11 protein-coding genes are annotated in these 12,548 nt (G+C 44.5%); all 11 read right to left on the reverse strand.

Annotation, left to right across the window (positions count from 1 at the left end):
- Nucleotides 1–178: 178 nt before the first annotated feature.
- The 11 genes from IEW88_RS11590 to flgE all read right to left on the reverse strand — a co-directional run bounded on the left by IEW88_RS11590 (nt 179) and on the right by flgE (nt 12,535).
- On the reverse strand, nt 179–1,006 hold the full coding sequence (locus IEW88_RS11590; protein ID WP_188713508.1) for a flagellin N-terminal helical domain-containing protein: 828 nt from the start codon (nt 1,004–1,006) through the stop codon (nt 179–181).
- Between the two features lie 251 nt (nt 1,007–1,257).
- The gene (locus IEW88_RS11595) at nt 1,258–2,808 is read right to left on the reverse strand and encodes a glycosyltransferase (protein WP_185148647.1); all 1,551 of its coding nucleotides are present in this window, start codon (nt 2,806–2,808) and stop codon (nt 1,258–1,260) included.
- A 30-nt stretch (nt 2,809–2,838) separates the two neighbouring features.
- Nucleotides 2,839–4,065, reverse strand: coding sequence for a flagellar hook-associated protein FlgL (gene flgL / locus IEW88_RS11600; protein ID WP_053424493.1), 1,227 nt, complete (start codon nt 4,063–4,065; stop codon nt 2,839–2,841).
- Nucleotides 4,066–4,067: 2 nt separating this feature from the next.
- Entirely contained in the window at nt 4,068–6,095 is a 2,028-nt protein-coding gene (gene flgK, locus IEW88_RS11605) for a flagellar hook-associated protein FlgK (protein WP_147905263.1), read from the reverse strand.
- A gap of 86 nt (nt 6,096–6,181) precedes the next feature.
- Nucleotides 6,182–7,186, reverse strand: a complete 1,005-nt coding sequence (gene flgJ, locus IEW88_RS11610) for a flagellar assembly peptidoglycan hydrolase FlgJ (RefSeq protein WP_147905262.1) — start codon at nt 7,184–7,186, stop codon at nt 6,182–6,184.
- The gene (locus IEW88_RS11615; protein WP_053424709.1) at nt 7,187–8,284 is read right to left on the reverse strand and encodes a flagellar basal body P-ring protein FlgI; all 1,098 of its coding nucleotides are present in this window, start codon (nt 8,282–8,284) and stop codon (nt 7,187–7,189) included.
- A 13-nt stretch (nt 8,285–8,297) separates the two neighbouring features.
- Nucleotides 8,298–8,978, reverse strand: a complete 681-nt coding sequence (gene flgH / locus IEW88_RS11620; RefSeq protein WP_147905261.1) for a flagellar basal body L-ring protein FlgH — start codon at nt 8,976–8,978, stop codon at nt 8,298–8,300.
- 10 nt (nt 8,979–8,988) lie between these two features.
- Nucleotides 8,989–9,777 (reverse strand): flagellar basal-body rod protein FlgG, encoded by a 789-nt coding sequence (flgG, locus tag IEW88_RS11625; protein WP_147905260.1) that lies wholly within the window; start codon nt 9,775–9,777, stop codon nt 8,989–8,991.
- 22 nt (nt 9,778–9,799) lie between these two features.
- Nucleotides 9,800–10,543, reverse strand: a complete 744-nt coding sequence (locus IEW88_RS11630) for a flagellar basal body rod protein FlgF (RefSeq protein WP_053424488.1) — start codon at nt 10,541–10,543, stop codon at nt 9,800–9,802.
- Between the two features lie 159 nt (nt 10,544–10,702).
- Nucleotides 10,703–11,107, reverse strand: a complete 405-nt coding sequence (locus IEW88_RS11635) for a hypothetical protein (protein WP_147905259.1) — start codon at nt 11,105–11,107, stop codon at nt 10,703–10,705.
- Between the two features lie 126 nt (nt 11,108–11,233).
- A complete protein-coding gene (gene flgE / locus IEW88_RS11640; protein WP_147905258.1) occupies nt 11,234–12,535 on the reverse strand; it encodes a flagellar hook protein FlgE in 1,302 nt (433 codons plus the stop codon).
- Between the last annotated feature and the right edge of the window lie 13 nt (nt 12,536–12,548).

Below are 12,548 nucleotides of genomic sequence, written 5' to 3' on the forward strand. Positions count from 1 at the left end.
GCTTTTAATCCCTGCTTAATTAATGTATCGACCCGAGAAAGAAACTCTTTAGAAAAATATTCAAATAAAATTTGAAAAAGCTATTAAAAAAAATAAAAAAGGCTACACAATTTTGTGTAGCCAAAGAGCATAAAGCTCAGGAGTCGTCTAAATTTTTGATAGCAGTACTAACTAAGAATTAACCGCCTAACAGTGACAGCGCAGCCTGTGGCCGCTGATTTGCCTGCGATAAAATAGTGGTGCCAGCCTGCTGTAAAATCTGAGCACGAGTCAGCTCTGCTGTCTCTTTCGCGAAATCTGTATCCCGGATCCGGCTGCGGGCTGAGGAGATATTCTCCACAATGTTGGACAAATTTCGGATCGTTGACTGGAAGCGGTTTTGAATCGCACCCAAATCTGCCCTTTTGCTGTCAATCGCCTCTATGGCCGCATCAACAGAGGTGATAGCCGCAGATGCCAATCCAGTTGATGCGACTGACAACGGAGTAATACTCAGCCCCGAAGTACCGTAGCCATTGGTTCTTGATATGTTCACGCTGATCGTTTGACCCGCGTTTGCTCCGACCAAAAAGGTTGAAGAATACTTACCATCCAGTAAGTTCACGCCACCAAACTGAGTTGTGCTTGCAATACGGTTTATTTCAGTTTTCAGTGCCGACACTTCTTTTTGTAAGGCCGCACGGTCACCTGAGCTGTTGATACCGTTTTGAGACTGAATCGCCAGAGTTCGGATACGTTGCAGAGCGTTGGTGATCTCTTCCATCGCACCTTCAGCTGTCTGAGCTAACGAGATACCGTCGTTCGCATTACTGATACCCTGGTTCAAACCATTAATCTGTGACGTTAAACGGTTGCTGATCTGTAAGCCTGCAGCATCATCCGCTGCACTATTGATACGAAAACCAGAAGATAAACGTTGGAACGATACGTCTAATGATTTTCCTGAATTGATTAACTGCCGCTGAGCATTTAATGCTGAAATATTACTATTAACAAATAAGGCCATTTTATTTTCTCCTGAACATTATAATATATGCAGAGTATTTATTATTTTTAATCCCTGCTTAATTAATGTATCGGACAAAAGCAAAATTTCTTTAGGAGTTTTTTTATTTTATTAGTGATAAATCAGAAGGAGTCTTACATTACTTCAGTATAATTATTGTATATCGGCATTGAAGAGAAAAAGTTTAATCTTTTTTAGAAAAATTCTAAGCAAATCTAATTCCGGTAGATAGGCTTAGATTTCAGGAGGACTCAGACGGCAAAATGCTGATAAATGTACTGATCAAAATCAAGTAATAAGTGCTGAAGCAGACTGGCTGTATCAGTAGCAGCGTCATAGACAGCACGGCAGTGCTCATCGTAAAAACTACGACATTCAGATTCATTTAAATAGGTGCGAATAAACTCAACGCGTTCCTCATCATTGCAACAAACAAAAGCATCGCCAATATACTGATAAACGTCTCCAAAAGGTTCGGTTAAGACTGGAATGCCCAGACTCATCGCTTCTATTGCGGACGTCCCTCCTCCCTGGCGTTTTGGATTCAACATGAAATGACAGCTACCAATTAACTCGATAGCGTTGCTGACCAAACCGGTAAAATAGCTACATTGTTGAATCATAGCTGGCAATGCAGTCAAGTTGTCAGGCCCAATAAATACAAATGCTGCTTGGGGAAAATTTGTCTTTAACGTCACTAAGGTCTGAATGAAATCAGCTTTAATTTCCTGCTCCAATCGATGCCCCACCACAACGAAATTTAAAGCGCGATCCTCTATTGAGCTAGTGCGAAGACCTTTATTCTCTCTCAACCTGAAAGGTAAACGACTAATTAATACTGGCTTTTTATAGTCAATGTGCTGAAGACGCAGCTCATCACTCTTTGTCAGCTCCCTGTGTAATACAGGAACCGAATGTGGGGTAGTCACCAGCGATGTGACGCAAGGGATATTTAATACAGGTCGTTTTGCTGCTATCAACTCAAGCACTGGATTCATAGCTCCAACCCCAAGTATATAGCGAGGGTTAAGACTGTTTACTAATTGGATCAGCTCCTGTAAATGTTCAGGATCATCCATGGGAGCCAATTGAACGAAATCGAATTGTTCGCCCCAACACTCAACCATAACCCTGCCAGGCAATTCGGTCTCGGTTTTGTGATCAATGTTGAATAACGTATTATTTTTGAAGTACTCTGCTCTGACATTACCAAAGAACACCGGAGCTGGAAGCGGATATTTATACATAGTCACTTTAGGCACACAGGTCGTAGATATAACGATTGGATGCTTACCCATTCGCCGCAATGCGCTAGCATAATTGAGAGTAGTCAAGGTTGGGCCGTGAGACGAACCGACAAACAGATTCGTGAGCACGAATACAACGTCTTCATTCGCATCTGCTGTTAAATGGGCTGCCTGTCCAATAACACTGTGAGCCAAGGCAAACTCATCGCAAATAACTACAAATAAAGGATAAGTATCAATGCCCTGAGACTTTCCAACGAAACCAGCTCTGACTAACTGGCTATAAACCATGTATTTTTGACTTAGTGGCAAATCTCTAAACAGATTGTAGAAATCCGTTTTATCAACCTGTTCAGGTGCAATTAAATTCCATTGCATCCAATACCATAACTTGACCGGCGCGGATAATGGGCTAAAAGAGAACAATAACTCTGTTTTTTGCTCAACAGGAAGTGGCTCAAAGTTCTGCGCATCCCAGTTATGAAAATCTACAGTAGGCCAGACTTTTTCATTTAAATACAAATGATCGTAGTTCTTTAGCTCGTTCAGTAGCATGAATTTCCCTATCATCAACCCAGCTTATCCTTAATTAATATAATCAAACAAACTAATACCAGTGACTCTGCTAAAGGTTGCCTGTACGGCTTGTAGAGCAGTTTCTTGTTTGACTAATTCAGTAATGCCTGTGCTGTAATCAAGTTCTACTACATCTGCCTTGTGTGATTTAGTCGCAATAAGCACATCTTCATTACTACCAAAAATACTCTCGATGACATTTAAACGTCCGCCTATGGAGGACATAGCTGAATCAACTTTTGATGAAGCATTATCAATTTCTACAGTTGCATCCAGAATACGTTCATTTAACAGATTGCCACTGTCCCCGGCGTTAATCCCATTTATTAAGTCAGTTAAAGAATTGAGAATATTGGTTTTTTCCGGTGGCTGAAGACTAAAATCCACTGTACCTCCAGGCGCCGCACCTGTCACATCGATGCTCAAACCATTATAATTAATAGGTTCTCCCGCAGTGTAAGTACCGGTTACAGGAGGGACCTGCGATGCTCCATTACGCTGAACTTCATAGTTAGAAGGCGCAGAAAAGACTACAGTGTAATCATTATTCCCTGCCGTTAAACCGTCATAATTTTGCTTATAAAAATTATCGAATACACTTTGATTCGCCACAGATACTGAGGCTGAAGTCACTGGCGCCCCCACTGTTGGAGTCGTTGTCTGGAATCTCTTGTCGACACTATCAAAAATACTACGACCACTGTCATTGGCGGCTATAGATATAGACAAGGACAACTGAATAGATTTCTGACCTTCATCACCATTAAATTCGTATTTACCAGTGGTTGCATTAAGGCTATAAGGCTGAGTCTGGTCCTGAAAGCCAGAGAATAAAAAGCCACCCAACTCGTCGCGTCGATTCATCAGATCAAATAACTCGTCTCGGATGTTACCTAACTGTGCGCCTATAGCTTTACGATCATCTTCATCATAAGTACCATTGCCCAAAGACAAAGTAAGAACACGAGCTCTGTCCATAGCTCCGCGAATACTCTTATGGACCGTTTCCTGCAGTTCAAGACTATTACGAGCCGCAGCGTTATTGTTCTGATATTGAGTCGTCTGCTGAATATTCGCTTCCAGACCAACAGCTCGGGCGGCACCAGATGGATCATCCGCTGCAGTTAAAATCTTAGTCTGCTTATTTATCATTAAACTTGCAGTCTGTAATTTATCCTGGGTACTGATAATAGAATCCAGGCTCTGGGCATATTTCATATTAAAAGTGGTACGCATTATTACCTCGCCGCCTGCAACAGCGTGTCAAAAATGGTTTGTGACGTTGACAATATCTTGGCTGCTGCTGCATAGGTCTGCTGAAACCTGACCAGATCTGCAGCCTCTTCATCCAGACTGACGCCAGATAGAGATTCATGCCATGCCGTAGTTTGCTCTAACAAGGACTTAGAGGATGCTGCAGCAACACGAGCCTGACTGGTTTGAGTACCCACAGTCCCTATCAATTCAGAATAGGCCTGATTAAAGGTCTGGTATTTATCTGCATTGATTGTGGTTGCGGCATTAATACGCACCATATCTGCATTTTGTAAATTGCCCAGTAACAGACCATTTCTATTGTCCTCAAAACCACCAGTGTTGTAGCTGATACTGAATGTATCGCCCACTTGCGGCACACCTTTAACAGAAAAATCAAAACCAGCGTTAGTAAAGTTGACTGAAGCGCCTAACAGGTTCTGATAATCAGTGCCTGCAAATGTGACAGTTTCACTGATAGCAGGAGCACCAGAATCTTCTATCTGAAACTGATTATTCCCCAAGTACGTGATAGAAATAGGACCATCTGTGAAGTTTGCTGGCTGCGATAATCTGTTACCGGCTTGACCCACACTGCTGATCGTCAGCTTATCAATTTCTGCATTCCCCAAATTAGTCAGCGTTTTTTCACCTTTAAGTGGAGAGGCCAGGGCTATAGCCTCAGGCCTGTTGGTTGCTAAACTGATATTTTGAGCTGCAATACCCAAAGGTTTTAAGTCAAATTTATCCCCTGCCGCAAAAGCTGGCGCACCGTTAGTCAGTGTAATACTCAAACCGAAAAAATCGTTGGTATCATCAGAAGTCACAGTCGCAGGAAAAGTCACACCAGTGCGGCTTATTGCGGTGCCGGGTATCACATTACCGGACGCATCTAAAGCCTCGACCGTAAAGGCATCGGCGGCAGTAAAAGTGATACGTACATCATTGGCCGGAACATTTTTGCCTTGTCCAGGCGCTACGGAGGCAGTAATTGCCCCAGTACCAGTGTTGCTCGTAAAAGGCAAAGCAGTAAAATTTGGCAGCGTAAATAAATCGCCACCTAAGTTACCATCAGCATTCATCCCCAAGCGGTTTTGAGTATTCATCGCGTCGGTAAAAGCTAAAGCCAGTTGCCCCAACTCTCTTTGCGCAGGGTCCAGCACTTTAGTGCGAAACTCAAGCGAGGCGCCTATTTTGCCACCCAAATCAGTTTCAGCAACGTTAATCACCACATTCTGATTGACACCAGCCTTGAGCTGTAAAGTCTTACGATTTGGGTCTGGCTCACCTGCAACGGTAAATAAATTAAACTTACCATTTTCAAGCACTAAAGATTGGCCACTGCCCAGGAATACTTGTTTATCGCCATTTTCTGCATCAAGCACATTAATATCCACCAGAGCGGACAATTCTTTAATAGCCTGGTCTCTCTTGTCTAGCAGATCCAACGGTGGCGGCTTAGCTGGATTGGTTCCATAAGCCAGAATCTCCTGATTCAGACGAGCTATCACACCAATTTGCTCGTTTGCATCTGCTGCATCGGTTTCCAGTTGTTGACTTAAATATTTATTCTGCGCTGTCATTTGAGTAGATAGCGTATTGAATTTGTTTAATAAAGTTTGAGCTCCGCCCATCACTAATTGGCGTGAAGAGGAGTTAGTTGGGTCATTGATAGCGGTTTGTAGTTGGCTGAAAAAGGACGACATACCAGTGGAGATACTATTCGATTGATCTGACATCAAGGTATCAACTCTGCTTGCCTCAGATAAAAATTGATTGGCATAACTAACAGAGGAGGTATCACGCCACATTTGCTTCAGCGCAAAATCGTTCACCAGACGTTCGGTTGTGCCACGTCCAACGCCCAAGCCCAGTATATTCGATTCAAATTCAGTACGCTGCCTGGAGTAGCCTGGGGTATTCAGGTTAGCGATATTATTACTTGTGGTCGAAAGCAACGCTGTACTTGCCAGTATGGCTGAAGTTCCAATCCGCAGTAAATTATCCGACATCTCCATCTCCAGTAATGCTTAGCGCATCTTAGCTTTGCGAGTCGGTAGCCCCGACTCTATCTTTAATATGTATTCGCTACTCTTTATTATTTATTAACAAGCAGGTTTCGTGCCTGTTTGAACGTTTCACTGTTAAATACAGCCAAAATTTTCTGAGCGTAGTTTGGGTCTGTGGCATAACCTGCAGCCTGTAATTGCTGGAAATAAGCTTTAGGGTTATCAGCCATCGCCACGGCCTGCTGATAACGCGGGTTAGATTTAATAAAGTCGACATAATCACCCAAACTTTGCTCAGGCGACTCATAAGCACGGAATTTAGCTTTTTCTTTTTGTGCAACGCCCTGACGATACTCCAGAGTATCAACCACAGCCACATCACCCTGCCAACTATTGTGGGCTTTGATGCCAAAAAAGTTAAAGCTGTTATTACCTTCAGCCGTTTTAAAAGTACGTTGCCCCCAGCCTGTCTCAAGCGCGGCCTGAGCTAAGAGTGCTAAGGGTTCTAACCCCAGTTTCTGTGCTGCTTGTTTGGCGGCTGGCATTAGTTTTTGAATAAACTCACCCGGACTTTCAAAGCTCCAGTCTTCATTATCTGGATCCGGTTCAGAAGCCAAAGTTTCAGTAATCACCTGTGGCGCTTTTGTAACTATAGGTTGTGCAACTTCAGCTGTATTTTTAGCTGGAGCTATAGCAGGAACAGAGGTGTCTGCACTGGCTGTTTTATCTGGTACAGGCGCGGCTTCTGTTGGTAATTTCAACATAGATGCTGGCGTGGTTTTGCCTTTGGTAGGTCTTAGTTGTTGCACCAGCAAATCAGCCAAACCTAAACTGCCTTTTTCTGACAGTTCAGTCGATAGCTGTTTGTCGTACATATCCTGATAAAACTTAGTCGCATTACTGTTGAGAACGCCGTCATCTTCGAATACTTCGTTGGCTTTACGCATACTGCTGAGCAACATGCCCATAAAAATTGATTCGAATTGTTTAGCTGCTTGTTTTAGCGCAGCATCATCATCACCGCCTGAGCTATGTTTTAGCTGCGCCAGTCCGGTTAAGTCATGATAATTGACCTTGTTCTCAACTTGACTCATTTAGATCACCACAAGCTCGCCATGAATGGCGCCCGCTTCTTTTAAGGCTTCTAAAATGGCCATCAAATCCCCTGGCGCTGCGCCAACGGCGTTGATGGTGCTGACTAAATCATCCAGTGTTGTGCCTGGATCAAACTTAAACATACGTGACTGATCCGGGCGCACATCGATAATGCTGTTTTGCTCTACTGCGGTATCCCCGCCCGCTAAAACATTGGGCTGCACTACAGTTGGATTCTCAGCGATAGTCACAGTTAAACCACCATGAGTCACAGCAGCCGGAAACAACCGCACATCTTTACCTATCACTATGGTACCGGTTCTGGAGTTGATAATAATTTTAGCTGACTGACTGGCAGGCTCCAGGGTTAAATTTTCCAAAGTCGACAAATAAGACACACGCTGATCGATATCACGTGGGGCCCGAACCTGGACAGACGACGCATCCAGCGATTGGGCTGTACCTGGACCAATAAAATTATTGATCGTTTCAGCCAAAGTTTTGGCGGTGGTAAAATCTGAACTATTCAAATTAAAGGTAATAAAGTCACCGTCAGCAAAAGGAGACGGCACCTCGCGTTCAACAGTAGCGCCATTCGGAATACGACCTACGGTAGGAGTATTCACCAGAATTTTTGAGCCATCAGCCCCTTCCGCGCCTAAACCACTGACAATCAGCGAACCTTGGGCGACAGCATAAACGTTGCCGTCTAAACCTTTGAGGAAGGTTTGTAATAACGTGCCGCCCCGTAAGCCTTTCGCACTGCCCATAGATGACACTGTAATATCAATAGTCTGCCCGGGTTTACTGAACGCAGGTAACTCCGCATGCACTGCCACTGCAGCCACGTTTTTAATCTGTGATTTCATACCAGGCGGCATATTAATGCCAAAGTTACTCAGCATGGTTCTGAAGCTTTGTTCAGTAAAGGGGCTCTGCTCACCTGTACCAGGCAAACCCACCACCAGACCGTAGCCAACCAATTGGTTACTGCGAACCCCTTGTACACTGGTTAAATCTTTAATCCGGGCAGCTGAAGCCGGCAAACAAAAAGCACCGGATAACAGCACTACAAAAAGGCTTTGGATAAGTTTCATCATGTCACCTGCGTTAAAACGGCCACAATACGCCATTAAAGAATCGGGTTAACCAGCCTGGCCCCTGGCCGCCATGAGTAGCACCAGTGCCGCTGTATTCAATACGGGCATTAGCAATTTTGGTCGATTCCACTGTATTTCTCGAATCTATATCCTCGGCACGAATGACCCCTGTTAAACGAATAAACTCTTTACCCGTATTCAGCGTTAACCATTTCTCGCCACGGATCACCAGATTACCATTGGCCATGACCCGCAACACGTTGACAGAGATATCACCAACTAAACTGTTGCTCTGATCTGCTTTAGAATCGCCTTTAAAATCTGACGCTGAGTTGGCACCGAATTGCAGTGTATTTCCAAGTACACTGACATCACGGCCACCTAACCCCACCATAGGGTCAAAACTGGCGGAGCTGTCTTTACCAAACTCAGTTTTAGCTGTTTTGGACGCCTGAGTATTTTCTTTTAACACCACAGTGATAATGTCACCAGGACGACGGGCCTTGTTATCCGAGTACAAACCGTTCGACAAACCTTGTGCAAACAAAGAACCATTGTTGGACAAAGGAACGGCCTGTGGCTCAGGTGGCAAAGGCGCAAAGTTTGGGTCGTCCGGCATAGGCTCATTGAAGCCACCAGCGCAACCCACACAAAGTTGCAGTGTCAGTACCAGCAGAATTAACTTGTTCATCCACTTACTCCTACAGCTGCTGAATAGCAGTACCCAGCATCTGATCAACAGTTGATATCACTTTGGAGTTCATTTCATACACACGCTGACTTTCAATCAGACTGACCAGTTCTTCTGTCACATTCACGTTCGAAGTTTCCAGTGCGCCCTGAACTAAAATCCCGCGACCTTCCAGACCAGGAATACCTTGCACCGGATCACCGCTGGCCGCAGTGGCAGTAAATAAGTTCTGACCTACAGGTTCTAAACCGGCCGGATTCACAAAGTTAGTGACAGTTAACTGCCCTACGACAGCTTGGTCGACCTGACCTGGTAAACGCACAGACACTTCACCATCCTGTGAGATAGTGATGCTTTGGGCATCTTCAGGAATAACGATGTTGGGTTGAATTTGATAACCAGCCCCTGAGGTGACCAGATTGCCGTCACTGTCCGTAGTGAACTGGCCATTACGGCTGTAGGAGGTAGTACCATCCGGCATCAGCACCTCAAAGAAGCCATGGCCCTGGATCATCACATCCAGACTGCCTTCGGTCGTGATCATATTGCCTTGCGTAAAGCTTTTCTGGGTCGCGACCACTTTGGTACCTGCACCTAACATCAAACCATTCGGTAGCTCTGAGTTCTGAGAAGAACGTCCGCCTGGCTGGTTAATGTTTTGATACAGCAAGTCCTCAAATATCGCGCGACTTTTCTTAAAGCCTATAGTACTGGCGTTGGCCAGGTTATTGGAAATCACCGAAATATCACGCTGCTTCGCGTCTAAACCGGTTTTACTGATCCATAAAGCTGGATGCATGCTAACCTCCCAGGCTCAAGCCTTAGATTATTCTCATAATTTGGTTGTGTTGCCGATCAATCTCTTCGGCCGTTTTCATCATTTTGACTTGAACTTCAAACTGACGTTGTAAACTGATCATCTGGGTCATTTCACCCACTGCATTGACATTACTGCCTTCAACTGCACCGCTGAGCACCCTGACCGTTGCATCTAATTCTGCAACTTCACCATCTTTGCGACGAAACAAACCGTCCGTGCCTTTTTCAATATCCTGAAACTCTGGTTTAACCAGCTTTAGTCGCCCCACATCCTGCATTACATTTGCTGGCGCGCCTTGAGGTCGGATGCTGATGGTACCGTCTCCACCAATTTCCATTTTCGCTATAGGTAAAGGCAACTGAATAGGGCCATCTTCGCCTATCACATTTAAGCCTGAGGCTGTTTGCAGTACTCCAGTCGGACTTAGCTGTAAATTGCCTGCTCTGGTATAAGCTTCGTTACCTTCAGCGTCTTGCACCGACAACCAGCCTTTGCCCTGCACTGCGACATCAAGCTCACGCTCAGTGATAATAAAAGAGCCATCGTCAAAATTTTGACCTGGTCGCTCAGTCAGAGAAAAAACCCGAGTCGGCAACCCCTCACCAAAAGCTTGCATAGCACGAGCCTGCTCTAAATCAGCTTTAAAGCCCGTCGTAGTGCTGTTTGCAAGGTTATTCGCTTTGATGCTGATGCCATTCATATTTTCTTTGGCACCGCTCATTGCGATATAGAGTAAATGGTCCATAGTCTGGCCTCCACTTGAGATAAGTTAAGTAAAGCAAGACTGATGCCAACAAGGAAAATCAGAATATTTAGAAAGAGGCTCAAAAACTATATGTCTGTAGTTAATAGAAAAATTACAATCGGGATTCTTTGTAATTTGTGGCCATGACAATGACAGCCTCTAGCGGACTGAGCAGACAAACTTAAATCTGTTGATCACGGAAAACCTGGTCGTAGCTTGGGTGAAATTATTATTACTCACCTCAATTTGCGCCTTAAACTGAGTTGTAGCGGGTAATGACTGCGTAAGACTATGATTCTGACGTTCGGCACAATTATAGCTGCCTAGTAGAACATCGGACCCTGTGTACAACCGCACTACGCAATCAACAGCCAAAGCTCTGACCGGATTGAATCCAATCATCACCAACTTTTCCAGATGTTCTGGTTTCTGTATAGACAAAGTACGGATTTCAGATGCACCAGCTTTCAACACAAAATCGGTCGTCAACAGCACTTCCTGCTCAGACGCCACAGAAGAAAATGTCGCGAGCGTGCAAGAGAACAGAATAATTCTGAAGTTCACTATAACCTCCATATTCTCTCAGTGAGCCTTGGACGGATAAATTCGTCTGAGCACTCACAGAGAACGTAAAATACAGGGAATAAAAAAGCCCAAAGTAACAAGACTTTGGGCTTTTTGAGGATCTTATTATCGTATCTGCAGTACAGTATTTTGTAAGGTACTATTGACTTCAAGCGCCCTGGAGTTAGCCTGGAAGTTACGCTGAGCCGCAATCAAATCGACCAGCTCATTGGTTAGGTTGACGTTTGAACTTTCCAAAGCGGACGAGTTAATAGCTCCAAAAGTACCAGAATTGGCCTCACCAGCTAAAGCTTCACCTGACATCAGGCTTTGACGCCACGAGGTATTGCCAGACTGGGTTAAACCTTGTGGGTTAGCAAACTTCACCATAGCTACCTGAGCTAAATAGGTTTGATCACCATTAGAATAAGACGCCATCACTTTACCTGCCGCATCAATATCTACGCTGGTTAAACGCCCCACTGTAGTACCGTCGCCATCTAAGCTGCCCAGCTCAAACTTGGATGAGTATTGTGTTGGGTTTTTCGTATTGCCCTGATCTGTAAAGTTGATAGAAACATCAGTAGTGAACTGAGCACCGTTCGCCAATAAACCATCCAAGGTAGCTTTTGGCATCACCAACGAAGGCATAGGAATAGTAGTTGGGTTACCGTTTAAATCAAAATCCAACACAGGGGTTGCCGCAGGTAATGTAAAAGGTGTGCCCGTATTATCATCCAGCACCGCATACACTTCCCAGTCGTTATCTGTCACCGGGTTGGTACGACGGAAATACATAGATAAAATATGTGGCTCCCCCAAACTGTCATAGACAGTGGTAGAAGTCTGGTTATTATAGGTTGCCGAGTTAGTGGCATCAAAAGCCGGCAACGGGTTTGCTTTAGGTTGCTGACGTGAATCCAGGTTCATCGTCAGAAACACGTTTTGTGTCGCACGAGGCGCACCAGCCGTGTTCGGGATCTGAATAGGCTGAGTGGTACTTAAACTGACTGAAGTTGTTTCACCATTGGCTGGATTCACCGGAAAGCCCTGCAAAAATCCACCATTGTTATCAGAAATAAAGTTGTTCTTATCTAACTTAAAAGCACCAGCTCTGGTGTAGGAATAATCACGGTTACCAATCTCAGGAGAGATAGCAAAGAAACCATCACCGGTAATGGCTAAATCCAGTGAGTTATTGGTAAATTTTAACGAGCCTTGCGAGAACTGTTGTGCCACTTTAGAGGTGGTCACACCATCCCCTACTTTAGTTTTATTCGAGCTAAATACCGAAGCCGCATACACATCAGCAAATTCAGCGCGGGATTCTTTAAAGCCCGTGGTATTGACGTTAGCAATGTTGTTTGCCGTGGTATCAATATCTTTTTGAGCTGCAGCCAGGCCGCTTAACGCTATATTAAAACTCATAGATCACCTCAAT

The organism is Rheinheimera tangshanensis (assembly GCF_014645135.1).
GTDB classification, from domain to species: domain Bacteria; phylum Pseudomonadota; class Gammaproteobacteria; order Enterobacterales; family Alteromonadaceae; genus Pararheinheimera; species Pararheinheimera tangshanensis.

Excerpts from the sequence above, each read along its gene's own strand:
- flgE (WP_147905258.1), bottom strand. The coding sequence starts at position 12,535 with ATGAGTTTTAATATAGCGTTAAGCGGCCTGGCTGCAGCTCAAAAAGAT.
- flgL (WP_053424493.1), bottom strand. The coding sequence starts at position 4,065 with ATGCGTACCACTTTTAATATGAAATATGCCCAGAGCCTGGATTCTATT.
- IEW88_RS11615 (WP_053424709.1), bottom strand. The coding sequence starts at position 8,284 with ATGAAACTTATCCAAAGCCTTTTTGTAGTGCTGTTATCCGGTGCTTTT.
- IEW88_RS11595 (WP_185148647.1), bottom strand. The coding sequence starts at position 2,808 with ATGCTACTGAACGAGCTAAAGAACTACGATCATTTGTATTTAAATGAA.
- flgG (WP_147905260.1), bottom strand. The coding sequence starts at position 9,777 with ATGCATCCAGCTTTATGGATCAGTAAAACCGGTTTAGACGCGAAGCAG.
- flgK (WP_147905263.1), bottom strand. The coding sequence starts at position 6,095 with ATGTCGGATAATTTACTGCGGATTGGAACTTCAGCCATACTGGCAAGT.
- IEW88_RS11590 (WP_188713508.1), bottom strand. The coding sequence starts at position 1,006 with ATGGCCTTATTTGTTAATAGTAATATTTCAGCATTAAATGCTCAGCGG.
- flgJ (WP_147905262.1), bottom strand. The coding sequence starts at position 7,186 with ATGAGTCAAGTTGAGAACAAGGTCAATTATCATGACTTAACCGGACTG.
- flgH (WP_147905261.1), bottom strand. The coding sequence starts at position 8,978 with ATGAACAAGTTAATTCTGCTGGTACTGACACTGCAACTTTGTGTGGGT.
- IEW88_RS11630 (WP_053424488.1), bottom strand. The coding sequence starts at position 10,543 with ATGGACCATTTACTCTATATCGCAATGAGCGGTGCCAAAGAAAATATG.